The 25598-nt window shown below is 54.4% G+C and carries 30 protein-coding genes; 23 read left to right on the forward strand and 7 right to left on the reverse strand.

From position 1 onward, the window contains the following. Positions 1-80 precede the first annotated feature (80 nt). The gene (locus MKY74_RS09635; RefSeq protein WP_076173281.1) at positions 81-1541 is read right to left on the reverse strand and encodes a PAS domain-containing sensor histidine kinase; all 1461 of its coding nucleotides are present in this window, start codon (positions 1539-1541) and stop codon (positions 81-83) included. Between the two features lie 157 nt (positions 1542-1698). On the opposite strand from MKY74_RS09635, the gene MKY74_RS09640 reads away from it, so the two are divergent. The 16 genes from MKY74_RS09640 to MKY74_RS09715 all read left to right on the forward strand — a co-directional run bounded on the left by MKY74_RS09640 (position 1699) and on the right by MKY74_RS09715 (position 13329). After that, on the forward strand, positions 1699-2205 hold the full coding sequence (locus tag MKY74_RS09640; RefSeq protein WP_076173280.1) for a GNAT family N-acetyltransferase: 507 nt from the start codon (positions 1699-1701) through the stop codon (positions 2203-2205). An 18-nt stretch (positions 2206-2223) separates the two neighbouring features. After that, positions 2224-3705 (forward strand): serine hydrolase domain-containing protein, encoded by a 1482-nt coding sequence (locus tag MKY74_RS09645; RefSeq protein ID WP_076173279.1) that lies wholly within the window; start codon positions 2224-2226, stop codon positions 3703-3705. A 290-nt stretch (positions 3706-3995) separates the two neighbouring features. Next, the gene (locus MKY74_RS09650; RefSeq protein WP_084204029.1) at positions 3996-4850 is read left to right on the forward strand and encodes an ABC transporter ATP-binding protein; all 855 of its coding nucleotides are present in this window, start codon (positions 3996-3998) and stop codon (positions 4848-4850) included. Between the two features lie 128 nt (positions 4851-4978). Further along, complete coding sequence (locus tag MKY74_RS09655) at positions 4979-5569, forward strand: histidine phosphatase family protein (protein ID WP_076173496.1); 591 nt, start codon at positions 4979-4981, stop codon at positions 5567-5569. Positions 5570-5729: 160 nt separating this feature from the next. Continuing rightward, a complete protein-coding gene (locus MKY74_RS09660) occupies positions 5730-6125 on the forward strand; it encodes a VOC family protein (RefSeq protein WP_076173278.1) in 396 nt (131 codons plus the stop codon). 61 nt (positions 6126-6186) lie between these two features. Next, positions 6187-6963: an aminoglycoside adenylyltransferase domain-containing protein gene (locus MKY74_RS09665; protein ID WP_076173277.1), complete on the forward strand. Its 777-nt coding sequence runs from the start codon at positions 6187-6189 to the stop codon at positions 6961-6963. Between the two features lie 176 nt (positions 6964-7139). After that, positions 7140-8045 carry a sugar phosphate isomerase/epimerase gene (locus MKY74_RS09670; protein WP_076173276.1) on the forward strand — a complete coding sequence of 302 codons (906 nt, stop codon included), beginning with the start codon at positions 7140-7142 and terminating at the stop codon, positions 8043-8045. Positions 8046-8076: 31 nt separating this feature from the next. Then, complete coding sequence (locus MKY74_RS09675; RefSeq protein WP_076173275.1) at positions 8077-8673, forward strand: HAD family hydrolase; 597 nt, start codon at positions 8077-8079, stop codon at positions 8671-8673. A gap of 17 nt (positions 8674-8690) precedes the next feature. Next, positions 8691-9023: an HIT domain-containing protein gene (locus MKY74_RS09680; protein ID WP_076173495.1), complete on the forward strand. Its 333-nt coding sequence runs from the start codon at positions 8691-8693 to the stop codon at positions 9021-9023. A 16-nt stretch (positions 9024-9039) separates the two neighbouring features. Beyond that, entirely contained in the window at positions 9040-9234 is a 195-nt protein-coding gene (locus MKY74_RS09685) for a DUF4177 domain-containing protein (RefSeq protein WP_076173494.1), read from the forward strand. 100 nt (positions 9235-9334) lie between these two features. Then, positions 9335-10141 (forward strand): inositol monophosphatase family protein, encoded by an 807-nt coding sequence (locus MKY74_RS09690; protein WP_076173274.1) that lies wholly within the window; start codon positions 9335-9337, stop codon positions 10139-10141. 70 nt (positions 10142-10211) lie between these two features. After that, positions 10212-10523 carry a hypothetical protein gene (locus MKY74_RS09695; protein WP_076173273.1) on the forward strand — a complete coding sequence of 104 codons (312 nt, stop codon included), beginning with the start codon at positions 10212-10214 and terminating at the stop codon, positions 10521-10523. A gap of 5 nt (positions 10524-10528) precedes the next feature. Beyond that, positions 10529-10816 carry a hypothetical protein gene (locus tag MKY74_RS09700; RefSeq protein ID WP_076173272.1) on the forward strand — a complete coding sequence of 96 codons (288 nt, stop codon included), beginning with the start codon at positions 10529-10531 and terminating at the stop codon, positions 10814-10816. Positions 10817-10831: 15 nt separating this feature from the next. After that, positions 10832-11713 (forward strand): serine/threonine protein kinase, encoded by an 882-nt coding sequence (locus MKY74_RS09705; protein ID WP_076173271.1) that lies wholly within the window; start codon positions 10832-10834, stop codon positions 11711-11713. A gap of 180 nt (positions 11714-11893) precedes the next feature. Next, positions 11894-12592 (forward strand): YjjG family noncanonical pyrimidine nucleotidase, encoded by a 699-nt coding sequence (locus MKY74_RS09710; protein ID WP_076173270.1) that lies wholly within the window; start codon positions 11894-11896, stop codon positions 12590-12592. 209 nt (positions 12593-12801) lie between these two features. Next, positions 12802-13329: a hypothetical protein gene (locus MKY74_RS09715; RefSeq protein ID WP_076173269.1), complete on the forward strand. Its 528-nt coding sequence runs from the start codon at positions 12802-12804 to the stop codon at positions 13327-13329. Positions 13330-13440: 111 nt separating this feature from the next. On the opposite strand, the gene MKY74_RS09720 is transcribed toward MKY74_RS09715, so the two are convergent. The 3 genes from MKY74_RS09720 to MKY74_RS09730 form a co-directional block, all read right to left on the reverse strand. After that, positions 13441-14205, reverse strand: a complete 765-nt coding sequence (locus MKY74_RS09720; protein WP_076173268.1) for an SDR family oxidoreductase — start codon at positions 14203-14205, stop codon at positions 13441-13443. A gap of 180 nt (positions 14206-14385) precedes the next feature. Further along, complete coding sequence (gene cysK, locus MKY74_RS09725; protein ID WP_076173267.1) at positions 14386-15309, reverse strand: cysteine synthase A; 924 nt, start codon at positions 15307-15309, stop codon at positions 14386-14388. Between the two features lie 144 nt (positions 15310-15453). Continuing rightward, complete coding sequence (locus MKY74_RS09730; RefSeq protein ID WP_076173266.1) at positions 15454-16191, reverse strand: YwaF family protein; 738 nt, start codon at positions 16189-16191, stop codon at positions 15454-15456. Between the two features lie 178 nt (positions 16192-16369). Here MKY74_RS09730 and MKY74_RS09735 point away from each other — a divergent pair, with 178 nt between their 5' ends. The 3 genes from MKY74_RS09735 (at position 16370) to odhB (ending at position 21659) form a co-directional block, all read left to right on the forward strand. Further along, positions 16370-17257 (forward strand): DUF72 domain-containing protein, encoded by an 888-nt coding sequence (locus MKY74_RS09735; protein ID WP_144025473.1) that lies wholly within the window; start codon positions 16370-16372, stop codon positions 17255-17257. 254 nt (positions 17258-17511) lie between these two features. Continuing rightward, on the forward strand, positions 17512-20382 hold the full coding sequence (locus MKY74_RS09740; RefSeq protein ID WP_076173264.1) for a 2-oxoglutarate dehydrogenase E1 component: 2871 nt from the start codon (positions 17512-17514) through the stop codon (positions 20380-20382). A gap of 5 nt (positions 20383-20387) precedes the next feature. Beyond that, positions 20388-21659, forward strand: a complete 1272-nt coding sequence (odhB, locus tag MKY74_RS09745) for a 2-oxoglutarate dehydrogenase complex dihydrolipoyllysine-residue succinyltransferase (protein ID WP_076173263.1) — start codon at positions 20388-20390, stop codon at positions 21657-21659. A gap of 269 nt (positions 21660-21928) precedes the next feature. Here odhB and MKY74_RS09750 read toward each other — a convergent pair whose 3' ends face one another. After that, a complete protein-coding gene (locus MKY74_RS09750) occupies positions 21929-22090 on the reverse strand; it encodes a hypothetical protein (protein ID WP_163878816.1) in 162 nt (53 codons plus the stop codon). 137 nt (positions 22091-22227) lie between these two features. Here MKY74_RS09750 and MKY74_RS09755 point away from each other — a divergent pair, with 137 nt between their 5' ends. Both MKY74_RS09755 and MKY74_RS09760 read left to right on the forward strand, forming a co-directional pair. Further along, complete coding sequence (locus MKY74_RS09755; RefSeq protein WP_076173262.1) at positions 22228-22848, forward strand: NUDIX hydrolase; 621 nt, start codon at positions 22228-22230, stop codon at positions 22846-22848. Positions 22849-22878: 30 nt separating this feature from the next. Further along, positions 22879-23808 carry an AEC family transporter gene (locus MKY74_RS09760; RefSeq protein WP_076173261.1) on the forward strand — a complete coding sequence of 310 codons (930 nt, stop codon included), beginning with the start codon at positions 22879-22881 and terminating at the stop codon, positions 23806-23808. A 29-nt stretch (positions 23809-23837) separates the two neighbouring features. Here MKY74_RS09760 and MKY74_RS09765 read toward each other — a convergent pair whose 3' ends face one another. Next, the gene (locus tag MKY74_RS09765) at positions 23838-24110 is read right to left on the reverse strand and encodes a SemiSWEET family sugar transporter (RefSeq protein ID WP_076173260.1); all 273 of its coding nucleotides are present in this window, start codon (positions 24108-24110) and stop codon (positions 23838-23840) included. A gap of 115 nt (positions 24111-24225) precedes the next feature. Between MKY74_RS09765 and MKY74_RS09770 the strand changes: the two genes are divergently transcribed. Further along, a complete protein-coding gene (locus MKY74_RS09770; RefSeq protein ID WP_076173259.1) occupies positions 24226-24522 on the forward strand; it encodes a DUF6509 family protein in 297 nt (98 codons plus the stop codon). Between the two features lie 90 nt (positions 24523-24612). Next, on the forward strand, positions 24613-25152 hold the full coding sequence (locus MKY74_RS09775) for a hypothetical protein (RefSeq protein ID WP_076173258.1): 540 nt from the start codon (positions 24613-24615) through the stop codon (positions 25150-25152). Positions 25153-25205: 53 nt separating this feature from the next. On the opposite strand, the gene MKY74_RS09780 is transcribed toward MKY74_RS09775, so the two are convergent. Beyond that, the gene (locus MKY74_RS09780) at positions 25206-25457 is read right to left on the reverse strand and encodes a hypothetical protein (RefSeq protein WP_076173257.1); all 252 of its coding nucleotides are present in this window, start codon (positions 25455-25457) and stop codon (positions 25206-25208) included. Between the last annotated feature and the right edge of the window lie 141 nt (positions 25458-25598).

Below are 25598 nucleotides of genomic sequence, written 5' to 3' on the forward strand. Positions count from 1 at the left end.
CATAACGCGGGAGTACCGTCCTTTTTTTGGTCCCAGGATGTGAAACTTAAAATTATCGGCTGATCACCGGATTAGGCTTGTTATGATGAGGCTGCCTCCGGCTCGGAAATAACAGGGAGCGTCACGGTAAACGTGGTGCCCTCCTGGGGCACGCTCTGGACCGATATGTTCCCGCCATGATTATGGATGATGTTGTGTGTGATCATAAACCCAAGACCGGTGCCTGATTCCTTGGTCGTGAAAAAGGGCTTGCCCAGCGCCTGGATCTGCTCCGCCGTCATGCCGCAGCCTTCGTCCTGAACGCTGATGAAGGCCTCGTTGTTCCGGGAGAGAGCGTGGATCCGGATGATGCCGCCTTGAGGCATGGCTTCCATCGCATTTTTGAGCAGGTTGATGAAGACCTGTTTCAACTGGTTGGCCTCGCCGGCAATCCAGATGGAAGGTTCGGAGAAGGCGGAAACGATCTCGATATTTTTTAATGCAGCCTGGCCGTTCATCAGTGTAATCACCTGGTCCAGCAGCGGCAAAATGTCCATTGGCTTGCTCGCATGCGAAACTTGGGGTTTGGACAGCACCAGCAGCTCATTGACGATAAATTCGATCCGCTTCAGCTCGGATTCCATGATCGCAAAGTACTGGTCGTTGTTTTGGCTGGAAGTGCGGAGGAGCTTCAAAAAGCCGAAAATGGCGGTCAGCGGATTGCGGATTTCGTGAGCGATGCCTGCGGCAAGCTGCCCTGCTGTCGATAGCTTCTCGGACTGCATGAGCCGGTCTTCCTCAAGCTTCTGGTCGGAGATATCTTTAAAGATCCCGATGACGCACCGCTTTTTTTGATAGGTAATCTTCAGTGAAAATCCTTCCACATGCCTCAGCTGTCCATTGAAACAGCGGATGCGATAGCGTACGGAGCCGATGGGCCTGTTGTTGTAGTGCCGCTGCTTGCGCTCGGCCAGAATTTCGTGGTCGGCGGCGTCGACCAAATCGTCCGTTGACATGCCGATTACGGCTTCCAGGCTGTCTGCATGAATGAGCCTGAGTCCGGCAGGATTGGCATACTGAATCTGGCCGTGGTTCGTAATCAGCACGGACAGGGGGAGGCCATCCAGCAGCTGCATGAAGGAATCCTCCCGCTCGTGCAGATGGGTTTCGGTATAATGCAGCCTAGTTTCCATTTGCATCATCTGGGTCCTGTTCTCGAATTGGGTGAAGTAAATCTCAGGTTTCCCGGCCTCATTTCGAATCAAGGAGATGCGGATATCAAGGGACAACCGTTGTCCTGAAGGATGATAGTAATGCTGGTCGATCCGGTGCTGATCCCGTTTCATGGACTGCAGCCACTCCCCGCACTTAACGATGTCGCGGGACAGTTCCTGAATCGCGGGAAGAAGATCCGGCACAGTGAAATGGTCAGGTGTATAACCGAGGAGGGTGCATAAAGCGGGGTTGACCTTTAGGAAGGCTCCGTCAGGCGCGATAAGGGCCATGCCGATCGCGGCCTGCCTAAAGGCAAAGTCGTAATTATGGACTTCAGCGGATCGCATGGCAGTTCCCCTCTCTACTATCAAGCCGTGGTATATTTATACATATTATAATCGCGAATCTCTTTAATCATCAATGCTAAAGTAAGTGAACATTAACTTTTAAAAGAGAGCCGCGAAACGTGGGAACAAAAATACAATCGATATGGAGGTGCTGTAAATGAAAATCACGCTGACTTTGCTCACTTCAGAGGAATTAAAGCAGCAGTGGAAGCAGGCTTTTACCGAACATGACATCTTCCGCCCCGATGAGTACTACGACAAATGTCTCGCTGAAAACGCAGCGGGTGTCCGTGAAACGATCATCGCCTATGCAGATGACCAGGTCGCCGGGGTATGTCACCTGAAATACGAATCGGACTACCCCCCTTTCCAAGAGCAGGGCATTCCGGAAGTGAACGATCTGAACGTATTCCCCGTCTTCCAGCGCCAAGGAATCGGCAACCGGATCCTGGAGGAGTTTGAATCGATCGTAAGCCGCAAGGGCAAACGGATCGGCATCGGTGTGGGCTTATTCAAGGACTACGGTAAGGCACAGCGCATTTACTGCCGCAGAGGTTACATTCCCGATGGCAACGGCATCGTGTATAAGAACCAGCCGGTCGTGCCGGGCGAGATGGTCCGGGTGGACGATGATTTGAATCTCTTTTTCATTAAGGAACTTTAATAAAAGGGAGGTGTACGATTGGGATTGGAACTGGAAACCGCACAGCCGGAAAGCCACGGCCTGTCGTCCGGCGATGTACTTCGGTTCTTAGAACGGATCGAGGAACTGGAGCTTCAGGTCAACCGTTTGATGCTGCTTCAGAATGGAAAAGTTACGGCCCGTTTCAACCGTCAGCCGTATCGGGAAGAGGCACCTACGTTATTATTTTCGCTCAGCAAGAGCTTCACTTCCATTGCGGCGGGAATTGCCAGGGACGAAGGATATATCCGGCTGACGGATCCGGTCGTTTCGTATTTTCCCGATAAGCTTGCCGGTAACGTCCCGCCCTACTTATCCCAGATGACCATCCACCATCTGCTTTCGATGAATACAGGACATCATGACAACATTTACGGCCGGGTGATGGAATCCGGGCCAGACTGGGCCCAAACGTTCTTATCCTTGGCGCCGGAGCATCCGCCGGGAAGCCATTACGTGTACAACACCCATGCGACCTACATGGTTGCCGCCATTCTGGAAAGAGCGACCGGCATGAGCCTCGTCGAATATGTAAAACCGAGATTGTTCGAGCCCCTTGGAATTGACTCGGTGGATTGGGAAACCTGCCCGATGGGAGTGACCGCAGGCGGCATGGGGCTGAGCATTCCCATCGACGGCGTGGCGAAGTTCGGTCAGATGCTGCTGAACGAGGGCGGGTATGGCGGCCGGAGAATCGTATCGACGGAATACATCCGGTTAGCCACCGCGGAGCAGAGCGATAACCGCCGCAATGAGACGAGGGCCGATTTTTCGGAAGGGTATGGCTACCAATTTTTCCGGTGCCGGCAGGGGTGTTATATGGGAAACGGCGGGTTCGGGCAGCTCTGCTTTGTTGCTCCGAAGCACGGCATTGTCATTGCAGCCTCTTCCGGCATGAGCCATATGAAAAAGCAGCTGCCGCAGCTGCTGGACCTCATCTATGAGCATATTGTGGACCGGGTAGACCGATCGCAACAAGTCAGCTCCGAAGCGTACCCGCTGCTTCTACAGCGGATCGCGCGAATGCAGGAAGACGCTGAGCACCGGGTACCTTCTGCTTCGTCCGCTATGCCGGATGATTGGGCAGGGCAATACCGTGTCCAAGCTCCAGAGCCAGGCGGCGTTGCCGAGATTACGGTGTGCAGCCTGGATGAGCGGTCCGAGCTTCGGATCCGTTATGCCAATGGCAGCCGGCGCGAACTTCCCTTTGATTTGACGAAGAAGGTAAGCACCAAGGACATCTTCCGGAAGGATCTGGCCATGCATCGGCAGGAAGCCGTCATTTCGGCCCGGTTGACCGAGGATCTGCAGCTGGAGCTAACCGTGGTGTACATCGAGACACCCTATAGAGTCACGCTCACCCTAACGTTCGCGGAGGGGCAGGTTGAGCTGGTGGAGGAGGTCAACGTCTCTTTTGACAAGAAGACGACCCGGGTCACGGCCGTAAAGCAGGAACAGCTGAAGGACATTTTGAGTAATTAAGCCGGAAACAATATTTGGACAATGGGACCATGAGTTCCATTGTCCTTTTTTCGCGAGATAAGACGGAGAAGAGGGAAAAAACTCTTTACAATGAAATTGAGAATCATTATCATAATAAGTGTGTATACATACACATAAATTGCACTTTTCCACGCATAATGTGTCAACAAAGGCAATTATGCGTTAGACGATACGGTATATTCGACAACGTTGAACATAGCATAAGGCACCCTGCATGCGGAGCGGCGAATCCGCCGCGAAATACAATCCCTAAAAAAGGATGATACGGTATGGTACAAAACACATTGGCTTGGCCGGAGCAAGAGATCGCCACGGAGGATAAACCGCAGCTCCAGTCGAGGCTCGGCACCGAGCAGCTGAACATCGGATACGCCGATACGCTCATTGTCAACAATTTGAACCTGAGCATTCCGGCGGGTAAAATTACCGCTTTGGTCGGCTCCAACGGCTCCGGCAAATCGACGATTCTCAAAACGATGGCCCGCTTGATGAAGCCATCCTCCGGAGCGGTGCTGCTCGACGGCAAATCGATCCACAGCCAGCCGACCAAGGATGTGGCGAAGCAGCTCGCGATCCTGCCGCAAACCCCCACGGCCCCGGATGGGCTGACCGTAACCGAGCTGATCGGCTTCGGCCGTTCGCCGCATCAGCGGGGATTTGGCAGCATCAGCACGCAGGACCGTGAGGTTATCGAGTGGGCCATTAACGTTACGGGGCTTGGGGCCTTTAGGGACCGGGCGATCGACCAGTTGTCCGGCGGCCAGCGCCAACGGGCATGGATTGCCATGGCGCTGGCTCAGCAGACGGATATTCTGTTCCTCGACGAGCCTACGACCTTCCTGGATATGGCGCATCAGCTGGAAGTGCTGCAGCTGCTGCAGAAGCTGAATGAGGAAGAGGGCCGCACAATCGTTATGGTCGTTCACGACCTGAACCATGCCACACGGTATGCGCAGCATATGGTGGCGATCAAATCAGGCACAGTCGTGGCGGAGGGAACACCCGGCGAAGTCATGACCCGGGAAGTGCTGCGGGAGGTCTTCGCTATAGAAGCCGACATCCTCGTCGACCCCCGGACGGGAGTCCCGCTGTGTCTGCCTTACGAGCTGGCGAGAAGAGCTTGAACCGTTATTATCTTCATATAAGCACCCGTGAAAATTTCAGATATGTCAGCGGCAGGATCGCTGGTATGATGAAGTTGAAACGGGTCTTTTTCTTTTTTAACCCAATAAAATGGAAAGGTTGCTGGTTCATGACTGCTAATTCAGTACATCACCTGAAGCGGAACACGATTCTGTATTTTGTCCGGCATGCCGAATCGCCTTATGAGGAAGGCAGGGAACGAACACGGGGACTGTCCCGTCAGGGGCTGGCAGACGCGCTTGCGGTCAAGGACAGACTGCTGGGTGAAGGCATTGACCTGTACATTTCCAGTCCCTACGAGCGAGCCGTGCGAACGATCCGGGATGCGGCCGACTCCGCGGGCAGGGAAATCATCATAGAAGAAGATTTGAGGGAACGGGAAATCGGGCAGATCGGGCGCCTATCGTTTCAAGAAGCGAAGCAAAAGGTATACGGCGATGCCGCTTTTGCTTTTCCGGGGGGAGAGTCGAGCCTGAAGGCGCGGCATAGAGCAGCCCAGGTGATCCGGAAACTGCTGGATGAGCATGCCGGAAAGCGGATTGTCATTGGGACTCACGGCGATATTATGACGTTGATGCTGGGCGAATTTGACCCGCGGTTCGATTACGCCTTCTGGGAATCCACTTCCATGCCGGATATTTACAAGACGGAGTGGGAGGGAGAGACCCTGCGGCAGGTGACGAGAATGTGGAAGGAGTAGGAAATCATATGTATCATTGTTAAAATTTGTGATAGACTGAAAGCGCTGTATCTGACAGTTTCATAGAGCAACCCTTCGAGCTCATCCATTGGCCTTGCGGTCAATCCAGGAAGAGGTTGAGCGCACGAAGGAGAATCAACCATTCGGAGGATGATGTTCATTGAGTAAAGTTCACTTTTCGGTTCAGGTTCGATTGGTTTCGGATTTAGAGAGGTCCAAGCGTTTTTATGCGGATGTGCTCGGCTGTGACGTGTCGGACGTTTGGGCGGTAAGGGATGATTTTGCCCTCGGCTTCAAATTGATTCAGGCGGCAAAGGCAGAGGATGTCCGTCCCAACCCTTCCGGGGACAACAAGATGGTTCCATGGGACACTTACGCATATGTCGAAACGCATGAAGAACTGGATCAATTGTATGAGCATTTCAAAGCTAGAGGAGCGCAGTTCATTCAGGAGCCTGTGCTGGAACATCAGGATTGGGGGGACTGGAAAGACTTCGTGCTGATCGATCCGGATCGGTATGCGATTGCTTTCGGATCAGGCAAAAAGGGGTCATAGTGCCGAAATGACAGCTGTTCCCGGTAAGGGGGCAGCCATTTTTCTATATTGGAGGAAAATTATGAATACGCAGCAGGTGCTGCACCGTTTGACACAGCTTTTTATTACCGAGCTTGGAGCACCGTTGACCGGCTTATATCTGCACGGTTCACTGGCGATGGGGTGTTACCGTGAAGACCGGAGCGATATTGATCTCCTGGCGGTCATTGAAGAGAAGCCGGGGCCGGAGGTTTGGACTCGGCTTGCCCGAGGCCTTCTTGAGCTTCACGGTCTGATGCCGGGGCACCGCGGGATGGAAGTCAGCGTCATCCTCAGGCAGTACGCCGGGGAGCCGCTGCACCCAACACCGTTTGAATTCCATTATTCGGAGGCTCACCGGGAGCGGTATGAATCTGATGCGCAATATGTGTGCGGCGGTTATGAAGACCCTGATCTTGCGGCCCATATGATGGTCATTTACCACCGTGGGATAACGCTGTATGGGGAGCCCTCACCGTCCGTGTTCAGGCCGGAGAAAGAGATGTACATCCGGTCGATCTGGTCCGATGTGGAGCATGCCGTGGAGCAGATCGCCGAGGCGCCGGTATATTACACGCTAAATCTGTGCAGAATTTTGCGATTTTTGCGGGAAGGCGAAGTGTCCTCCAAAAAGGAAGGCGGCGAATGGGGGCTCGAGTCCCTTCCGCCTGCGTATGAGCCGCTCCTGCGCCAGTGTCTTCTTCAGTATGGAGGACAGACGGATGAAGTGAGCGTGGAACCTCGGATGCTTCAGGCTTTTGCCCGGGATATGCTGAACGAGATTAAGCAGCGGATGACGGAGGAGGGGATTCGTCCCTGATGATCCGATCGTGGGCATATTTTACACACTTGCTCCCATCATCCGTTTCAATTCGTTTTGATAGATTCATAGGCTTTCGTGCAGGGGGCCGGGTTCAATGAATACTGGACGGAACGTGGAAGTAATGGTTAAATTTTCATATGGATAGTTCACACCCCGCTGCCGGAGGAATGACGATGAAGCGATTTTTGATCGGGCAATACGGCTCGTTTGACGAGCAAAAGATGGAGCGCGATTTCAGAGACGAATTTTACGGAATCGAGGCCTGTCTGTTTGAAAATGAAGCGGACACGCAGAAGCTACTGAGCGCCTCCAGAGCGCGGGACTTTCGCATCGGTGTACATTTTCCCCTTCGTGCGGGGAAGGCGCTGCTTCGGGACGCCCTGTTTCTGGATGCGAACGAGCTTACCCGTGATGAAGCGCTCCGGCTGATCCGGGATGAGCTCGACTATTTAAGAAACGTACGGCCGGATTACGTGTTGTTCCATTATCCGAAGCCCGTCATCCTGAATGACCGGGTGAACTGGGACAAATGGCATTTTTCCGACAGAACGGAGTATGTCTATGATAGCGATTATTCGGTTGAATTGTTTGCGGAGCGCAGCGATCAGCTTTTTGCCTGGCTTAGCGCCGCTTCCCGAGATTACGGCTTCACGCCGGTTTTGGAATTCGATGCGCTGAATTCTTATATTTATGAGCATGACGTGCTGGAAGCGCTGCTGAAGAAGTACCCGGACATCCGGCTGTGCCTGGATACGGGAAGGCTGTTTTTGCAGCAGAACGTGGACCCTTTCTTTCAGGCCCTGCCGGTCATCCGCAAATATGCGAAGTATGCGGAGGTTATCCACCTGTGGAATCTTCAGTACACGAAATCGTCCGTCAAGCTGCGCTACCCGGTGCTGCCGGAACAGCGCCCGGAGGACGGCTGGGCCCCGATCGGAGATTATTTAACTGTTATCCGCGAGGAAAACCCGCAGGTCAAAATTCAGTTCGAGCACCGCTCAGACCTGGTCAGCCATGAGGATCTGCAGCGCTGTTATGAATGGGTAGACGAATGTTTGCGCAGCACCAATCCCAGCTGATGATGACTGGAAGCTTGAAAGGGGAAAGCCGATGAACAGACCCCAGCTTATTTTGGATGTCGCCGGTGTCATTGTAACGAACCTCTCGCCTGGATTTTGGGAAGAGGCTGTTGCCATGGCCGGAAGCACGACCTATCGTCAGTTAAAAGACAGCTTCACACGGGAAATTCGCGAGTCGTTCTGGACAGGCGGCATCACCATTGAGCAGTTTAGGGACTGGCTTGCCGGGCATGGACCAGATCTGAGCATGGAACGGCTTAGCGCGCTGGCGATGAAGTATTTGCAACCCCTCCCCGCTTTGGGGCGTATTGCCACATGGAGCAGGGACGCGGATATCCACCTGCTGAGCAACCACCGGGAGGAATGGCTGAGCGGGCTGCTGGCACCCGTCAAGGAGCAGGTGAAGAGCCTTACCATATCCAGTAGAGCAGGGTACTGTAAGCCGGATCCCCGCATTTATCAGCTCGTAGGCGAGCAGCTCGGCGATGGGGGAGGACCCTGCATTTATGTGGACGATCAGGAGAAAAATTTGATCCCCGCCAGGGCATTGGGCTGGCATACGGTGATCGCGGATCCCGAAGGCCGCTGGATGGAGGAAGTTTCGCAGCTGCTGAAGCAGCAGCGATAAGGAAAGGGTTGAGCGGCGTGTCGAACGATTTTTATTGCGACGAGGTGCTAAACGGCAAAACGCAGGTTAACCGCGTGTATGAGACGGATCGGGTGCTCGCTTATCATCATACGCGCCCTTATTATGAGCATCATGTTGTGGTGATCCCGAAGCTTCATATAGGATCGCTGATATCCGCGGAAGCGGAGAATACCGAGCAACTGCTGATCGAAGTTTTAAGGGTAATTAAGAAGGTCGCCTCAGACATGGTGTTGCAGACGGGAGCAGCCAAGGTCGTCACTAACTTAGGAGACTACCAGGAATCCAAACATATGCATTGGCATGTTGTGAGCGGCCAAACGATACGATGAAAGGAAGCGTAAAATGATGGAACAATGGTCTTACAAGACGGTGAAGTATAAAACAGGCGGCTTTTTGGGCGGCAAGGTGGACGAGGAGGAATTTGAGGATTTGCTGAACAGCTATGGCTACGAGGGCTGGGAGCTGGTATCGTGCTTTGACACGAGCGTATCCCAGGGACAGTCAAGGGACGTCATCGCCATTTTCAAACGGAAAGTATAATGCTTGAATTAAACCCTGACGCACAGGGTTTTTTCTTTCTTGAAGGAGCGAAGGCTGGCGTAGCAATATGAACACTAGGCACAAGGAGCGGAGAGTACATATGGATCAACGGATCATTGAAGAGGCAAAGCAGCTGGCGGTCGCCGCAGCCAAGGAAGCGGGAGCCATCGCGAAGGACTATTTTGACAAGCTGGAAAAGGTTGACCAAAAAGGGGATAACGGCGACTTCGTCACGGTGGTGGACCATTTGGCCGAGGAGCGGATCCTTGAGCATATCCGCAGCAAATTCCCGGATCACCGGATCCGGGCCGAGGAATCGGGGGATCATGGTCGGCGCAGCGACTGGCTGTGGCTGGTAGACCCTTTGGACGGAACGAACAACTATGCGATCGGCCTGCCTGCGTTCTCCTGCTCGATTACGCTGATGCACCAAGGGCAGCCGGTCGTGGCCGTGGTTTACGAACCGATGATTGACCGGCTGTTCGTGTCCACCCGAAACGGTGGAACTACCTGCAATGGGCAGCCCGTAACGAACGGGCCTGCACCGGCGTTCAATAAAGCAACGGTCGCCTGGATCCAGGGGCATGTGGTAGGCAGCGATGACCGAGCCATTCGGCTTAGAAACCACGTTGACCTGCATACGAAGCGGATGATGCGGCTGTGGGCGCCGACTTTGCAGTGGTGCATGCTGGCGAGAGGGAACATCGATGCCATCATTCTGTATAACTCCGAAGGGGAGGACCTCTACTCCGGCGTTCTGATCGCGAAGGAAGCGGGGATGCTGGTCATGGACTTTGAAGGAAAACCATTTGACGCCATGACGGAAGAGCCTTACCTGATCGCTTGTCATCCGGAGCTCCGGGATTACTTTTTGAATATGGTAGCGGAAGGATTAGGCGCCCGATAATAGCTTGCCGCAGCGGCAGTTAGCAGCCCTAGGTGACGCATACTGAACCGGCGGCAGAAGGGAGTGGGCAATGGTTTATTTTATCATGGGAATCGTCGTGTTTCTTGCCGGGGGGCTGATCGCAACCTGGGTGTTTGGCCCCTGGGGGACCGTTCTGACCCTTCTGATTATGGTCGGCCTGCTGAGCTATTTGTACGGCATGGTGGAAGACTTGAGGGCAAGGGTAAGCTTTTTGGAGAGGAAGCTGGGCGTGTCGGAAGAGGATGATTACCAGATGAGCGACGAGGACATTGAAGCAGAACTCGAACGGGAGCTGGATACGGAACCCGGCCGTGCGGAAGAAGCGGAAAAGGGGCGCAATCCTACTAAGAGAGAGGAATAACGGGCATGCGACTGATGGGAATGATGCTGCTCGGAGCAGGATTGCTGCTTGTCGGGCTCGGCGGTTTTGAAAAAGTATTGATTTATGCAGCGCACGCCCAAAATATTAACGATGTGCATACACTAAAGGATTTAACGCCGGATTATATTTGGAATATCACCAATATTACGCTGGTTGGCGGTATCGTGATTGCCGTCCTGGGTTTATTCCTGTTTTTGTATAGACGGATTGCCTCTGACATTCAGCAGCAAAATCAGGAATTTGAAGATAGAATAAGACGAGACCAACCATAAAAAGGAGTTGAACGGATGGACCAACCGCTTACGATCAAGATCGACGACGTAACATTTCAATTGAAACAGCCGCATCCGCTGGAATGGCTGCCCGCCTGGGGCAAGGTGTTTGCGGTGTTTGACAAGCAGGACTCCGGCAACCTTTCGTTTGGCGTGGAAAAGGACGGAGTCAGACGGTTCATCAAGTACGCCGGAGCGGCTACCACGGAGTTCGAGGGCGAACCGGCGGACGCCATCCTGCGTTTGAAGCAGGCTGTGCAAATTTACGAGGATTTGGATCACCCCAGCTTGGTGCGGATGCTGAGCCATTTTGAAGCCGGACCCGGCTATGCCGCCGTATTCGAATGGTTTGACGGGGAGTCGCTGCATCCTCATTGGGCATTTCCGCCTCCAGCCAAATATGAAGACCCGAGGTCCCCGTTTTATCGATACCGCAGGCTGCCGCTGGAGAAGCGGCTGGCGTCCTACAGAGCTATTCTTGATTTTCATGTCCACGTTGAGGAAAAAGGGTACATAGCGGTTGATTTCTATGACGGAAGCGTTCTTTACGATTTTGCCACTGACACGACGAAAATCTGCGATATCGACCTGTACCAGAAAGGCCCTTTTGAGAACCGGATGGGCAGGCTGTGGGGATCGTCCCGCTTTATGTCCCCCGAGGAGTTTGAATACGGCGCTGCGATTGACGGCATCACTAATGTGTATAATATGGGGGCGACAGCCTTTTTCATCTTTGGCGGGGAGATGGACCGCTCCTATGACCAATGGGATGCCGGCAGGTCTCTGTATGACATTGCGCTGAAGGCGGTTCATGCCGATCGGGCCGGGCGGTATGCTTCTGTGGCCGACTTCGCGTCTGCCTGGGATAAGGCTCTCCAAGAGCTAGATGGCAGATGAGTCCCGGAGTGAATCGCCCATTCGTTTTGGTTTGGGTCACGGACATGGACGCAAGCAGGCGTTTTTGGCGGCATGGTACAATAGGAAAGACAAACCTGCCGAGTGATACCTTGCATGAAGTTTGAAAATTGAAGGCACACTGACGCCGTTTATATCACTTTACTGAAAGAAGGGTACATCTTGTCGTACGAATGGATTTTGTTTGATGCGGATGAAACGCTGTTCGATTTTAAAATGTCGGAGAGCCACGCGCTGAACCAGCTGCTCACCAGCTGCAGCCTGGACGCGAATGATACGGAAATAACGGGCTGCTATAAAAGGATCAATGAGGAGCTCTGGCGCGAATTTGAACAGGGACAGATCAGCTCGGCGGAGCTCCGGGTCGAGCGCTTTCGCCGATTCGGCCGCGAGCAGGGGCTGAGCGACGACGCCGAGGAATTGAGCAGACGTTACCTGGGATCGCTCGCCGAAGGGGCGTTTATTTTGGCGGGTGCGCTGGATATCTGCCTCTATCTTAAGGAGCACGGTTACAAAATGGCCATCATCACGAACGGCATTAAAGAGGTGCAGTTCGGACGGATCGGCCGCTCCGACCTGAAGGACTTTTTCGAGGCGGTCATCGTTTCCGAGGATACGGGATTCCAGAAGCCGCAGGCGGGCATTTTCGAGCATGCCTTCCGGGTGATTCAGGAGGAACGCAAGGATAAAATGCTGATGGTCGGCGATTCCCTCACCTCGGACATTCAGGGCGGCAACAATATCGGCATCGACACGTGCTGGTACAACCCGAACCGCCTGCCCAACGAAACCGCCATCGTCCCGACTTATGAGATCCACGATCTGGCGGAGATCAAGGACATTTTGGAGAAGAAGGGTTGACCGGGCTTACCGGCTCCTTCATTCACGAAAGCGCTTGAAGAATTTACAACAATTTGACTCGGCTGTAACGAATTTGTGACGATTTGGCCCCCGCTGTGGCTTACAATAAAGTTACATCACAGAGCCCTCTCGCAGCGTTTGAAAACAATCCCGCAGGGTAATGGTTGATATGGATAGAAATCATGATTCCATAAAGGAGATATTTTCAAATGAAAAAAAAGATGACCGTATTCGCTTCCCTGATGATCGTTTTTCTGCTGGGGCTGGTTGTGACGTCAACGAGTGCAGTCGGGTCTGATAACGAATATAAGCCGGTTCCGCAAACCGAGGACACGGTGACGGCGATGCTGTCCACCATCGGGAACAAGAACGGCCACCTCTACGTGACGGTGGATCCGATCGAATGGTACGAGGGCGCGGCGGCAGACAAGAAGTTCCTTGAACGGGAGCCGGATGCCGAAGAGCTGGGCGGCGCTCCTGACGGGTATTACATCGTCAACGACGATGAGACGCTGGAGACGTACGAAATCGCTCCGGATGCTGAAGTGCTGATGCAGCTGTATGATCATGACGGAACCTATGAAGGAATGAACATTCAGTGGAACGAACCGGTCAGCTTGAACAAGTTTTTGGCGATTTACCATAACGACAAGCTGCTGGACATCCGCTCTTTTCCGTTTCATTTGACGGTGAAGGACGGCAAAGTCGTCAAAGTGGTGCAGCAGTATGTTCCATAATAATTTGTGTGATAAAAAGAAAATCCAGTGCCCTCGACGGCACTGGATTTTTTGCTTTATAAAAAGGGCAGGTTGGCGCGCATCTAGGCACGAGTGAGCGACAGGGCTCACTTACAGATGCGTTCCGCCGCTGGCGTCCAGCAGCTGGCCCGTGATCCAGCGGCTGTCATCCGATGCCAGGAAGGCGGCGATATCGGCGACATCTTCCGGCTGTCCCCACCGCTTGAAGATCGAGAAGTTCGCGCCAAACTCGCGGCCTTCCGGCGTCTGCAGCGTCTCGGCATTCATCTCGGTCTCCACGAATCCCGGCATGATCGCGTTGATCGTAATGCCGCGGGAGCCAAGCTGAGTCGAGAGGTTCAGGGTCAGCGTATTGATCGCCCCTTTGGACATGCTGTAGGCGGGAATCACCGGCAGCGAGATCCGGGTCGTTGCGGAGGAGATGTTAATGATCCGCCCGCCGTCCCGCAGCCGCGGCAGTGCTTGCTGAATGACGAAAAACGGTGCCTTGACGTTCACGTTCATCACCTCATCGAAGGCTTCCTCCGTTGTCGCCTCAATGGGAAGGGAAAGTCCGATGCCCGCATTGTTCACAAGAATGTCCAGGCCGGGGCCGCCTGTTTGATTCTGCAAAAGGCCGTCCAGGGCTTCATACATCTCCGGGATGCCGCGAACGGATCTGAAGTCCGCCCCGAGGAGCAGCGCCGTTCCGCCCTGCTGCTCGATCTCGCGGGCAACCGCCTCGGCGGCGGAGCGGTTTTGTCCATAGTGGAGAACCACCAGCGCACCTTCAGCGGCCAGGCGCAGCGCGATGGCCCGGCCGATGCCGCGGCTCGCTCCGGTAATCAGTGCTGTTTTTCCAGTCAATCTATTCATGTATTGTCAACTCCTCATCGGTTTAACAGGCTGTGGCCTGCTTGAGACATTTATAGCATGAGACGGATTTTGAGATGTTGCTCTCCCATTCGGGCATATGCCCGTCTCAACCGATGAACATAAATAAGGCATCAGCCGGGTATACAAACCGGTTGATGCCTTTCGATGATTTGCGCACGACTAAAAAATCCCCATACTCAGATACCGTTCTCCGGTATCTGGCGCAATGCACAACACCCGTTTGCCGGGTCCCAGACGACGGGCTACCTGCAGCGCTGTCCAGACGGAAGCGCCTGAGGAGGGGCCGACCAGGATGCCTTCTTCGGCGGCAAGCCTGCGCGTCGTTCCGATGGCGTCTTCGTCGCTGACCTGAAAAATTTCGTCGTAGACGTCCGTGTTCAGGATCGGCGGGATGAATCCGGGGCTGGTGCCCACCAGCTTATGCGGTCCCGGCTGGCCGCCGGATAGCACGGGCGAGCCTTTCGGCTCGGCGACATAGATGCCGATGCCGGGGAGTCTCTCCTTCAGCACTTCGCCCGTGCCGGTAATGGTTCCGCCGGTGCCCGCCGTTGCGACGAAGGCATCCAGCCGCCCTTCCATCTGCTCCAAAATTTCCAGCGCCGTCGTGCGGCGGTGGATATCCGGGTTGGCCCGGTTCTCGAACTGCTGGGGAATGAAGCTGCCTACAATTTCCCGTTGCAGCTCCTGCGCCTTGCGGATAGCACCAGGCATCCGCTCCGCTGCCGGCGTCAGCACCACTTCGGCTCCATACGCCTTCAGCAGATTGATCCGCTCCTTGGTCATGTTGTCGGGCATCACCATAATGGCGCGGTATCCTTTGGCCGCCGCGTTCATCGCCAGCCCGATGCCGGTGTTGCCGCTCGTCGGCTCGATAATAGTCGAGCCCGGCTTCAGCAGGCCGTCCTGCTCCGCCTGCGCGATCAAATTATAGGCGGCCCGGTCCTTGACGCTTCCGCTAGGGTTGAAGTATTCGAGCTTCACGTACACGTCGGCATCCTGTTCTCCCGTCAAACGGCGGAGCTTGACCGCCGGGGTATCGCCGATGAGCTCGGTAATATTTTGCACAACTTTCGGTCCAGTCATGGGGTCCATCTCCTTGTCAGTTCATCAGCCGGTTCACAGCTTCTAAGCTTTCCGTTCATTATAGAACTTTGGCAGGGAGATCACAACGTAGAGGCAGCGGAAGGAGATACCGGCGAGGGCAGCGTGAAAGGCTTTATGGCCGGCTTAAAGAACGCTTTTGTCCCTGGCTTTGGCTGCCGCGGACGCTTTGGATATTTTCGCGGGCAGGACAAAGAACAACAGCTGCATCAATGCGAAAATCAGCAGGGCGATTCCTTCCTCCGCCAGCAAATATAAGGGATGCGGACCGAGAAAGTCTAGAATCGAAGCGGTCGGCGGCTTGTGCATGAGAAACATGTAGTTGGACCCCAGCATCCAGTTGATGACGCCAACTCCAAGTGCAAGAACGTTCAGAAAAATCATTGTCCAGCCGATAGATCTCCAGGTGGGCTGAAGCTTTTCGACCCAGGTCATGTACAGGGATGCCAAAATGATAAGCATATGGGCAGCGAAAAATTGAAAGAACCGGAAATGAGGGTAGGCAAAATCCAGGCTTGGGGTGATGAGGGCCTGAAGGGCGCCGCCGATCCCGGCGAAGAACAGGATTTGATAGAGGAAGCGGCTGCGGACGGCCAGCATGACGACCGAGAGCAGCAGCGTAATGCTGCACAGCTCGAGCGGCAGCGTGGACTTGATGTTCCAGTAGCCTTCTGTTATGTTCCATATGTCGAGTGCGATTTCGGAGGCGATCAGACAGGCGATGATCAAGTAACGGACCATCTGCCTGGCCGGCATGCTGTCCTGAAGGCGGATTCTGCCCAGGAACATCAGGATGCAGGCGAGCACGAAGACCGTCAGCGCAGCAAGGTGCGGGCCGGAAAACATGACGAACGAATGGCTCATACATTCATGCTCCTTTGCTACTAAAGATCGTAAAGCTGACGCATATCTCTTATCATATCCACTTTCTGGAATATCGCAAGATCTGAAGGACGCCTCCTTCAATCGGGTATAGGTATGATAAGCGGATTTATACTTGGAAAATTATTGTTGGTCAATACTATGGATGGAGTCGATGGCTATGGATGAGACGATAACCCCCGCCGAGCGGGTTCGAATCGGACTTTCCGGCTGGGGGGATCATGACGACATTTACGAAAAGGGAACCAAGGCGGGGGAGAAGCTGGGGATGTACGGCAACGTGTTCCCCATCGTGGAGATGGACAACTCCTTCTATGCGACTCCCTCGCCGGAGCGTATGGAGAAATGGACTGCCCAAACGCCGGATTCCTTCGGTTTTGTGGTGAAAGCTTATCAGGGAATGACCGGACACGCCCGGGGCAAAAGCCCTTATCCTGATTCCAGGACGATGTTTCAAGCGTTCCGGGAGTCGGCGGAGGTGCTGCGCCAGGCCGGCAAGCTGAGCGCCGTGCTGTTTCAGTATCCGCCGTGGTTTGACTGTGAGCGCAAGCATGTGGACATTCTGCGCCGGACCCGCGAGTGGATGGACGGATTTCCGCTGGCGCTGGAATTCCGTCATCAGAGCTGGTTTGCCGGGGAGATGAGGGAGAAGACGCTGGCCTTTATGAAGGAAGAAGGATGGATTCATACCGTCTGCGACGAGCCTCAGGCCGGAGAGGGATCGGTGCCGCTCGTTCTGGAAGCGACCCGTGAAGACGTGTCGCTTGTGCGGCTGCATGGCCGTAATGAGGCAGGATGGCATTCCAGCGGTCAGCCCAATTGGCGGGAGGTCCGGTATTTGTACAGGTACAGCGACGAGGAGCTTGAGGAATGGAAGGAGCATATCGGGAAGCTGCTGGAGAAAACCCGGGAATGCTGGGTCATTTTTAACAACAATTCGGGCGGGGATGCGGCGGACAATGCAATTCAGCTGATGGACAAGCTCGGCATGAAGACCCCGGAGAAGCCTCCGGGACAGCTGTCGCTTTTTGGCGAAGGAGAGCTGTAAATATTGTCATATACGAGAATGGGTGACAAACTTAATCCATCTGTTTTTTAGATGATAACTATATTAAATGGTTATTTCAGGTCTGGCTCCGAATTGTTTATAATAGAAATTGAGCCGCTTACATTTTCGTGAAATGGCTTACATTACATTGCATTGATTGTTCAGATTTCCGTCCAAATATAGATTGAACAATGAAGCGGTTTATTCATTCTATATGACTATTAAAAAATCAAGGCGGAGGTATCACGTTAACGATGATAACCAATAAGAGAGACGAGCAAGCGCAGGGGGCTTGGGAATCGTATTACGGGCCCAATCTGGGGTACGTCCAGGAACAGTACGAACGTTATGTAAATGATCCGGAATCGGTGGACGAAACGTACCGTAAAGTGTTCCAGCTGTGGGGAGCGCCGCCGATGGCGTCTGCCGAGCTGGAGCCGGCTGCGGCACCGAAATCCGTCGCTTTGGATGGCAACCTGCTGAAGAAGGGCGTTGACGCAGGCAAGCTGGTGTGGAACATCCGCACTTATGGACACCTGGCGGCAGACATTGATCCGCTGGGCATTCTCACCAAAGCCGACACACGGGTGCTTGAGCCAGAGCAGTACGGGCTGAGCCAATCCGACCTGGAAGCATTTCCGGCTTCATTGATCTGGGACGGAGCTCCCGATAACGTGAGAACTGGCTGGGAAGCCATCCAGAAACTGCGTCAAACATATACAGGCACAATTGCTTATGAATTCAGCCACGTCCATGAAGTGGAGGAGCGCGTATGGCTTAACCGCCAGGTCGAGAACCAGTCTGTGGTTCCTTTGAACGCAGAGCAGAAAAAGGCGCTGCTGGAAAGACTGGTGGAAGTAGATCAATTCGAGGAGTTCCTTCACAAAACTTTTGTCGGGCAGAAGCGCTTCTCCATCGAAGGCACCGACACGATGGTTCCGATGCTGGATGAGCTTGTCCGCCACATGGTGGACGAAGGCGCAGAGCATATTTTGATGGGCATGGCCCACAGGGGCCGTCTGAACGTGCTGGCTCACGTGCTCGGCAAGCCCTACGATAAAATTTTCGCGGAATTCCATCACTCTCCGAACAAGAAGCTGTTCCCTTCAGAAGGATCGATGGGCATCAATTTCGGCTGGACCGGAGACGTGAAATACCATCTTGGCGCGAACCGAACCGTTGAGGGAGCGAGCGACGTCAAAGCGAAGATCACGCTCGCGAACAATCCGAGCCATCTCGAGTACGTTAATCCGGTGGTCGAGGGCTTTGCCCGCGCCGCCCAGGAGGACCGCACCGAGCCGGGATATCCGCAGCAGGACGTAAACAAAGCCGCGACGGTGATCATTCATGGGGATTCCGCATTCCCGGGCGAAGGCATCGTGGCCGAGACCTTGAACTTCAACAAGCTGCCGGGCTTCCAGAACGGCGGAACGATTCATATTATTGCGAACAACAACATCGGCTTTACGACGGAGAGTAAAGACTCCCGTTCGACGCATTACGCAAGCGACCTGGCGAAAGGTTATGAAATTCCGATCGTTCACGTGAACGCCGACGATCCCGAAGCGTGCATCAACGCGATGCGCCTGGCCAGCGAATACCGCAACAAGTTCAAGAAGGACTTCCTGATTGACTTGGTCGGCTACCGCCGCTACGGCCACAACGAAACGGACGATCCGGATACGACCCAGCCGCTCGTATACCAGAAAGTGAAGACTCATCCGCGGGTTGCCGCCATTTATGCGGATATCCTGATCAAGGAAGGCGTGATCAGCAAGGAAGAATCCGCGCAGATCATCCAGCAGGTTCAGGAGCGCTTGAAGGCGGCATACGACCGGATTAAGGACAAGGAACAGGATCCGGCCAACTCGCATCACCAGACGCCAGCCGAAGAGCGGATCGCCAAGATCAAGACGGCCGTGCCGATTGGCAAGCTGCGCAAGATCAATAAGGATCTGCTGAGCCGTCCTGATGACTTCAACGTCTATCCTAAGCTGCAGCGTATTCTGGAGCGCCGGGAAACTGCACTGAACGAAGGGGAAAAGGTGGATTGGGGTCTTGCAGAGACGCTGGCTTTCGCCTCGATCGTCGCAGACGGCAAGCCGATTCGGCTGACCGGTCAGGACGCCGAGCGGGCTACTTTTGCACACCGTAACTTGGTGCTGCATGATACGAAGAACGGCTCGACTTACTGCCCGATTCATCATCTGCCGGACGCCAAGGCATCCTTTGCCATTTACAACAGCCCACTGTCCGAAGCAGCGGTGCTCGGATTCGAATACGGCTACAACGTGTACTCGCCGGAGACCTTGGTCATTTGGGAAGCCCAGTACGGTGACTTCTCCAACGTGGCACAGGTGATCACCGACCAGTTCATTTCGGCCGGCCGCTCGAAATGGGGACAGAAATCGAGCCTTGTAATGCTCCTGCCTCACGGCTACGAAGGCGCCGGACCGGAACACTCTAGTGCCCGTCTGGAACGGTTCCTGCAGCTCGGCGGGGAAGAGAACTTTACTGTAGCGAACGTTACGACGGCAGCCCAGTACTTCCACTTGCTGCGCCGTCAAGCGGCAATGACCGAAAGCGAAGATGCGCGTCCGCTGATCTTGATGTCGCCGAAGAGCCTGATCCGGAATGCCCGCGTGGCTTCCAGCCCGGCTGAATTCGCCGAAGGCTCCTTCAAGCCTGTGCTGGAACAGCCAGGTCTGGGCGGACGTCCGGAGCGCGTAGAGCGCATCATCCTGTGCAGCGGGAAGATTGCCGTTGAACTGGAGGAGGCGCTGGAGAAGAGCGGCGAGGCGAACGAATGGCTGCACATCCTCCGTGTGGAGCAGCTGTATCCGTTCCCTGAGAAGGAAGTCGCCGGCATTCTGGCCCGCTTTACGAACGTGAAGGAAATTTTGTGGGTACAGGAAGAGCCTGAGAACATGGGAGCATGGCGCTACATCGAGTCCAAGCTCCGCAAGGTGGCGCCGAAGGATACGCCGGTGAACTACAACGGCCGTCCGGAACGCTCCAGTACGGCGAGCGGCTTCCAACAAGTACACGCCTTCGAGCAGCAGCAAATCGTTGCGGCAGCATTGAATCAAAAATCCATTAAGCATAACATCACTCTGGGGAGGTAGCGGCAGTGAGCGATATTACAGTACCGGCAATGGGAGAATCCATCACAGAAGGAACGATTTTTAAATGGCATGTGGAGGAAGGCCAGGCAGTTAGCCAAGGCGACGTCCTCCTCGAACTTGAAACGGATAAGGTCAATTTGGAAATCAGTGCCGAGGAAGACGGCGTGGTGGAGAAAATTCTGAGAAAAGACGGGGATACGGTTCAAATCGGTGAAGTGATCGGACGTATGGGCACCGGCGGCGACGCCAAACCGGCATCCGCACCGGCAGCGAAGGAAGAGGCGCCGCAGGCTCAGCAGCCTTCTGCACCAGCAGCGGCACCAGCCCAACCGGCAGCGCCAGCAGCAGCCGAGCCTGCACGTTCCGGCGAAGGCGAAGGTTACCTTGCCGCGTCGCCGGCCGCACGCAAGCTGGCCCGCGAGCAGGGCATCGACCTGGATCAGGTATCGAGCCGTGATCCGAAAGGCCGCATTTATCCGGACAACGTGAAGAACCATTCAGAAGCTCCGGCAGCGCCTAAGGCTGCTGCACCGGCGCCGCAGGCAGCCGCTCCAGCAGCAGTATCCCAGCCGGGCAAACCGGCGGAACGCACACGCATGTCCCGCCGCCGCGCGACGATCGCCAAACGCCTGGTAGAAGCACAAAGAACGGCCGCCATGCTGACAACCTTCAACGAGGTGGACATGACGGCGATCATGGACATCCGCAAGCGCCGCAAAGATGCTTTCAAAGAGAAGCATGAGATTGGCCTCGGCTTCATGTCCTTCTTCACCAAAGCGGTGGTGGGTGCGCTGAAGAAGTTCCCTCACCTGAACGCGGAGATTGACGGGGAAGACATTATCGTGAAGAAATACTACGATATCGGTATCGCCGTATCGGCCAAAGAAGGCCTCGTCGTGCCTGTCGTCCGTGATGCCGACCGCCTCAGTTTTGCCGACATCGAAAGAGAGATCGCCACGCTGGCCGGCAAGGCGCGCAGCAATACGCTGGCGCTGTCCGAGCTCCAAGGCGGAACGTTCACGATCACGAACGGCGGAACCTTCGGTTCCCTGCTGTCCACGCCGATCCTGAACGCACCACAGGTTGGTATCCTGGGCATGCACAACATCCAGCTTCGCCCTGTGGCCATCGACGCCGAGCGGATGGAGAACCGTCCAATGATGTATATCGCTCTGTCCTATGACCACCGGATCGTCGACGGCGCTGATGCCGTACGCTTCCTGGTGACGATCAAAGAGATGCTGGAAGATCCGGAATCTCTGCTGCTCGAAGGTTAATCTTATATTTTACCAGAACGTATACAACGAAACGGACTGCCTGCAGGCAGTCCGTTTTTTCTTGCGTGTGAGGAGAGGCACGCCTGTCCATGACCCGCCGGTGGAAAAATTGGCTGAAGACGCAGGGTGACCAACACAAATAAAGCAGAAGCACCCTCTGGGCACCCCTGCTGTAATATCCAATACGCTCAAGGTATACTTTTGGAAAATATGTTCAGATTCCCCCGAAGGCATGGTACTATCAAAATACGCGCCCGCGGTCTTCTATGTTAACAGGACAATGGATGGATCGATGTATTGTTGAGGCGTTCGAGCTTGCGGATAATTTCCTTCTGCCACCGGGTGTCTTGCAGCTGCTTCGCCAGGTTTAAAAGGTCAAGATAATCGTCAACCCGCAAGGAAGCGTATTTTTGATCAGGGGCTTTCACCATGGTCGTCGACTCCTTATGATATGTTAATGAATGATGACTCGAGATCATTGTATCACACATTCATTCTCAATGATAATCTTTCTCACTAATTTTTATGAAAAAATTGTTGAATTCGATTCAGAGGAGGAGACCTGCCGATGAACAAACCGTTGAAATGGCTGGAGTGGGCCAAACAGATTCAAGCCGTTGCCCAGACAGGATTGGCATACTCGCGGGACGTATATGACCTGGAACGCTTTGAACAGCTTCGGGCGCTGAGCGTAGAGATTATGCGGGAGTACACCAATGTTGAGACCGAACTGCTGACGGCACTTTTTGCCGGGGAAGACGGATACGCCACACCGAAGGTGGATGTGCGAGGGGTGATTTTTCAGGAAAATCAAATTTTGCTTGTCCGCGAAAAGGCCGAAGGGGAATGGTCGCTGCCAGGCGGTTGGGCGGATATCGGGCTGTCGCCTTCCGAAATTGCCGTGAAGGAAGTACGGGAGGAATCCGGATTTGTGGTTACACCGACCCGGCTCCTGGCCGTGCTCGACAACCTGAAGCATAATCCGCCGGGCCCGTATCATGTGTATAAAATATTCATCGCCTGCGAAATCACCGGCGGCGAAGCGGCTGAGGGGGTAGAGACGAGCGGCGTTCAGTTTTTTGCAGAGGATGACCTTCCCGCCCTTTCGCAAATCCGTAATACGGATGAGCAGATCAGGCTGATGTTTGAATTGAAGCGGCATCCGGAGAAGGCCCCCGTCTGGGATTAAACATAGCACAAAGACAGGAAAGGATTACATATGCTGCAGACGTTTGTGACTACAGTGTACCAGGTGTTCCTCCCGATATCGCTGCCGGTAATCGGAGGGGCGCTGATCAAACATTTTAAGCCGATCGATACCAAGCCGATCTCCACGCTGTCCCTGTACCTGCTGAGTCCGGCTCTTATTTTCGAAACGCTGATTGGGGCTGACATCAGCTACGGTGAGATTACGGATACGGTTCTGTTCACGGTCCTTAATATGCTGCTGCTGTGGGGGATTGCTGTAGGGATTGGAAAAGCGGGGTCGCTCCCGGCCGCCGAACGGTCAGGTCTCACGCTGACGGCGCTGTTTACGAACTGCGTCAATTATGGTCTGCCGCTGGTGCTGCTGGCCTTTGGGCAAGCGGGGCTGGATAAGGCATCCGTGTACGTTATTCTGCAGATCATCATCGTCAATACGCTGGGCGTGTATTTTGCCGCACGTTCGCAGTTTTCCGTAAAGCAGGCGGCGCTCTCGATCTTCAAATTGCCGTCGATCTACGCGGCTGTGCTTGCCGTGATTTGCCGGACAGCGCATGTGGAGCTGCCGCAGGAGCTGAATCAAGGAATATCGATGATTTCGGGCGCGTATTCCTCGGTTGCGCTGTTTATTTTGGGGGCGCAGATGGTCAGTGTCAGGAGCGGGAAGACAGCTTATACGGCAGCGATGAACAAAGCCTTCTACGCCGGTTTGGCGATGCGCCTGGTGATCTCGCCGGTGGCGTCCGCGCTGCTCTTATACCTGCTCGGTATTCAGGGCGTATTGTTTAACGTTATGCTGGTGCTTAGTTCCATGCCGGCTGCAGTTAACGCGGTCATATTGGCCGAGCAGTTTGATGCGGCACCCAAAGTTGTGACCCGGTGCATATTATGGACGACGCTCGCTTCCTTTGTGCTGCTGCCGCTGATGATCGGATGGCTGGGTTGATAGGGCAGAAAGTATGCGTTCGTATTGCGCTACGGCCGCTTGCGGTATTTTAAAATGCAGCCGATCATAATCAGCATCAGTACCAGCGACAGCGTATTGGTGATCAGAAACGGAATGCCGACACCGCCCTGCGCGATATGAACGGCATAGACCTCCATCAGGCCGATGCCGGCTACGAGCGAGCCGAACGTTTTCAGGCTGAGATCCGCGACCGATTTGGTCCGGATGACCTGAATAATTTGCGGAATCCAGCCGAACGCCAAAATAAATCCGCCGATGAGCTGCATGACTGCATAAATCATGGCCAACGCCTCCCTTTATGAGGCTATTATATGCCTGGCGGGCTCGTGTCCGTGAATGGACCGGGACAGGTCTGGTACAATAAAGAATAGGATGGATGAATGAAAGGATGACAACATGCTGACGATAACGGAATACGAAGCGGAGAAGATCAAGGACCCGTTCCGCATTTTGCAGGGAACCCGCTATGAATTCAAGCTCGACATCGAGGTGCCTGATGACGATGAGCTTTATACGGAGAATGGGCTATATGTCCGGGTCATTTACAAGGTCGACGAAGACCAATCCGCGATCGTGAAATACGAAATTTATGAAAAAACGACGGGGCAGTACCTCGATTTTGACCTGGAGGAGGACGAAGTGGAGCTGCTCGAAAACTTCTGCCGGGACCACCTGGAGGAGGTCGACGAATAGCTCTGCGAACCTCCGCAACTTGGAGTGGAGTGATCACATCATCCGCTGCCGGGTACATTACATATAGGATGAATCTGGGGAGTGATGAGGATGAAGCATACGGTACAGACGGTTCCCTACGGGTACGAGCCTCCGGTGCAGAAGCGTAAGGGCACGCTCATTTATTACGATACGTTTGAAGAGACCGATGAAGAAGGTCTGAATGAAGCGGAGTCACTGGCCGGCGTGCTGTCCTTTTCCAAGCTGGTGCTGTATCCGCTGCATGAGGAGACGGTGCGGAGAATGACCAAGGAACCGGTCAGCCCGTATTACAAACGGGAGAAACGGCTGGAAGCCTGGAGGTCTGATGGACACGGGAAGACGGTCATCGAGAACTGGGAGGGGCGCCGGAAAAAATACACGCCGGTGGAAGCCGCCCTTCGCCATCTGACGGAGAAATATCCTGCGCCGCATTTTCTGCTGTTGACGCCGGATATGGCGAATCGGTTTGCCAGTTACAGCACCTTTGGGGAGTGGATCGTCAAGCTGAGACTGCTGCTGACGGAAGAGCCGGAGGCGGTGCATCCGAAGCTTGAGCAGTACAGCCACCGCTGGGATACCGCTCAAGGAGCAGTCTCGAAGCAGCGCTGACCTGGTAAGCCGCGCCGGATCGGTTCGATGTTTAACGAACTTTCCACGAGGCGTTAGCTCCACAAAAGCTGAATACCGCCGCTAAGCGGCAGTCCGCCGGTGCATATGGACCCATCGATCATGGGAGGCGCCTGGCGGGCTGCCGACTTTTTTTCGGCCATGAACAAGCGTCCCTTAGTCATAACCGCCTTCAGCTGCCGGCAAGGCCTGATAGGCTTCTTTGGCGTTTTATCCAAATCAGAATCCGGAGAGCACCCGGCCAGGAACGTCATAGCGATAAGCAGAGATATCAATCCTCTTTTCATTGCACTCCCTCCCCATGTATCTTTTATGACGAGAACCGATCAGCAAGAGTTGCATCCCATGTTCCGCTTAGGCTGCAACCATCGCTGGCATATTCTTTTTTACCAACAAGAAGTGCACTCCCAGCACGGCAGAATCCCTTC

Origin of the sequence: Paenibacillus sp. FSL R5-0378 (assembly GCF_038009285.1) — a bacterium.
In the GTDB taxonomy this organism is placed as follows: domain Bacteria; phylum Bacillota; class Bacilli; order Paenibacillales; family Paenibacillaceae; genus Paenibacillus_AQ; species Paenibacillus_AQ favisporus.

What these genes read in the sequence shown, in the direction of transcription:
- MKY74_RS09635 (WP_076173281.1), bottom strand. Translation starts at nt 1,541, where the DNA reads ATGCGATCCGCTGAAGTCCATAATTACGACTTTGCCTTTAGGCAGGCC.
- MKY74_RS09640 (WP_076173280.1), top strand. Translation starts at nt 1,699, where the DNA reads ATGAAAATCACGCTGACTTTGCTCACTTCAGAGGAATTAAAGCAGCAG.
- MKY74_RS09650 (WP_084204029.1), top strand. Translation starts at nt 3,996, where the DNA reads ATGGTACAAAACACATTGGCTTGGCCGGAGCAAGAGATCGCCACGGAG.
- MKY74_RS09655 (WP_076173496.1), top strand. Translation starts at nt 4,979, where the DNA reads ATGACTGCTAATTCAGTACATCACCTGAAGCGGAACACGATTCTGTAT.
- MKY74_RS09665 (WP_076173277.1), top strand. Translation starts at nt 6,187, where the DNA reads ATGAATACGCAGCAGGTGCTGCACCGTTTGACACAGCTTTTTATTACC.
- MKY74_RS09670 (WP_076173276.1), top strand. Translation starts at nt 7,140, where the DNA reads ATGAAGCGATTTTTGATCGGGCAATACGGCTCGTTTGACGAGCAAAAG.
- MKY74_RS09675 (WP_076173275.1), top strand. Translation starts at nt 8,077, where the DNA reads ATGAACAGACCCCAGCTTATTTTGGATGTCGCCGGTGTCATTGTAACG.
- MKY74_RS09685 (WP_076173494.1), top strand. Translation starts at nt 9,040, where the DNA reads ATGGAACAATGGTCTTACAAGACGGTGAAGTATAAAACAGGCGGCTTT.
- MKY74_RS09690 (WP_076173274.1), top strand. Translation starts at nt 9,335, where the DNA reads ATGGATCAACGGATCATTGAAGAGGCAAAGCAGCTGGCGGTCGCCGCA.
- MKY74_RS09695 (WP_076173273.1), top strand. Translation starts at nt 10,212, where the DNA reads ATGGTTTATTTTATCATGGGAATCGTCGTGTTTCTTGCCGGGGGGCTG.
- MKY74_RS09700 (WP_076173272.1), top strand. Translation starts at nt 10,529, where the DNA reads ATGCGACTGATGGGAATGATGCTGCTCGGAGCAGGATTGCTGCTTGTC.
- MKY74_RS09705 (WP_076173271.1), top strand. Translation starts at nt 10,832, where the DNA reads ATGGACCAACCGCTTACGATCAAGATCGACGACGTAACATTTCAATTG.
- MKY74_RS09715 (WP_076173269.1), top strand. Translation starts at nt 12,802, where the DNA reads ATGAAAAAAAAGATGACCGTATTCGCTTCCCTGATGATCGTTTTTCTG.
- MKY74_RS09720 (WP_076173268.1), bottom strand. Translation starts at nt 14,205, where the DNA reads ATGAATAGATTGACTGGAAAAACAGCACTGATTACCGGAGCGAGCCGC.
- cysK (WP_076173267.1), bottom strand. Translation starts at nt 15,309, where the DNA reads ATGACTGGACCGAAAGTTGTGCAAAATATTACCGAGCTCATCGGCGAT.
- MKY74_RS09730 (WP_076173266.1), bottom strand. Translation starts at nt 16,191, where the DNA reads ATGAGCCATTCGTTCGTCATGTTTTCCGGCCCGCACCTTGCTGCGCTG.
- MKY74_RS09735 (WP_144025473.1), top strand. Translation starts at nt 16,370, where the DNA reads ATGGATGAGACGATAACCCCCGCCGAGCGGGTTCGAATCGGACTTTCC.
- MKY74_RS09740 (WP_076173264.1), top strand. Translation starts at nt 17,512, where the DNA reads ATGATAACCAATAAGAGAGACGAGCAAGCGCAGGGGGCTTGGGAATCG.
- MKY74_RS09750 (WP_163878816.1), bottom strand. Translation starts at nt 22,090, where the DNA reads ATGGTGAAAGCCCCTGATCAAAAATACGCTTCCTTGCGGGTTGACGAT.
- MKY74_RS09755 (WP_076173262.1), top strand. Translation starts at nt 22,228, where the DNA reads ATGAACAAACCGTTGAAATGGCTGGAGTGGGCCAAACAGATTCAAGCC.
- MKY74_RS09760 (WP_076173261.1), top strand. Translation starts at nt 22,879, where the DNA reads ATGCTGCAGACGTTTGTGACTACAGTGTACCAGGTGTTCCTCCCGATA.
- MKY74_RS09765 (WP_076173260.1), bottom strand. Translation starts at nt 24,110, where the DNA reads ATGATTTATGCAGTCATGCAGCTCATCGGCGGATTTATTTTGGCGTTC.
- MKY74_RS09770 (WP_076173259.1), top strand. Translation starts at nt 24,226, where the DNA reads ATGCTGACGATAACGGAATACGAAGCGGAGAAGATCAAGGACCCGTTC.
- MKY74_RS09775 (WP_076173258.1), top strand. Translation starts at nt 24,613, where the DNA reads ATGAAGCATACGGTACAGACGGTTCCCTACGGGTACGAGCCTCCGGTG.
- MKY74_RS09780 (WP_076173257.1), bottom strand. Translation starts at nt 25,457, where the DNA reads ATGAAAAGAGGATTGATATCTCTGCTTATCGCTATGACGTTCCTGGCC.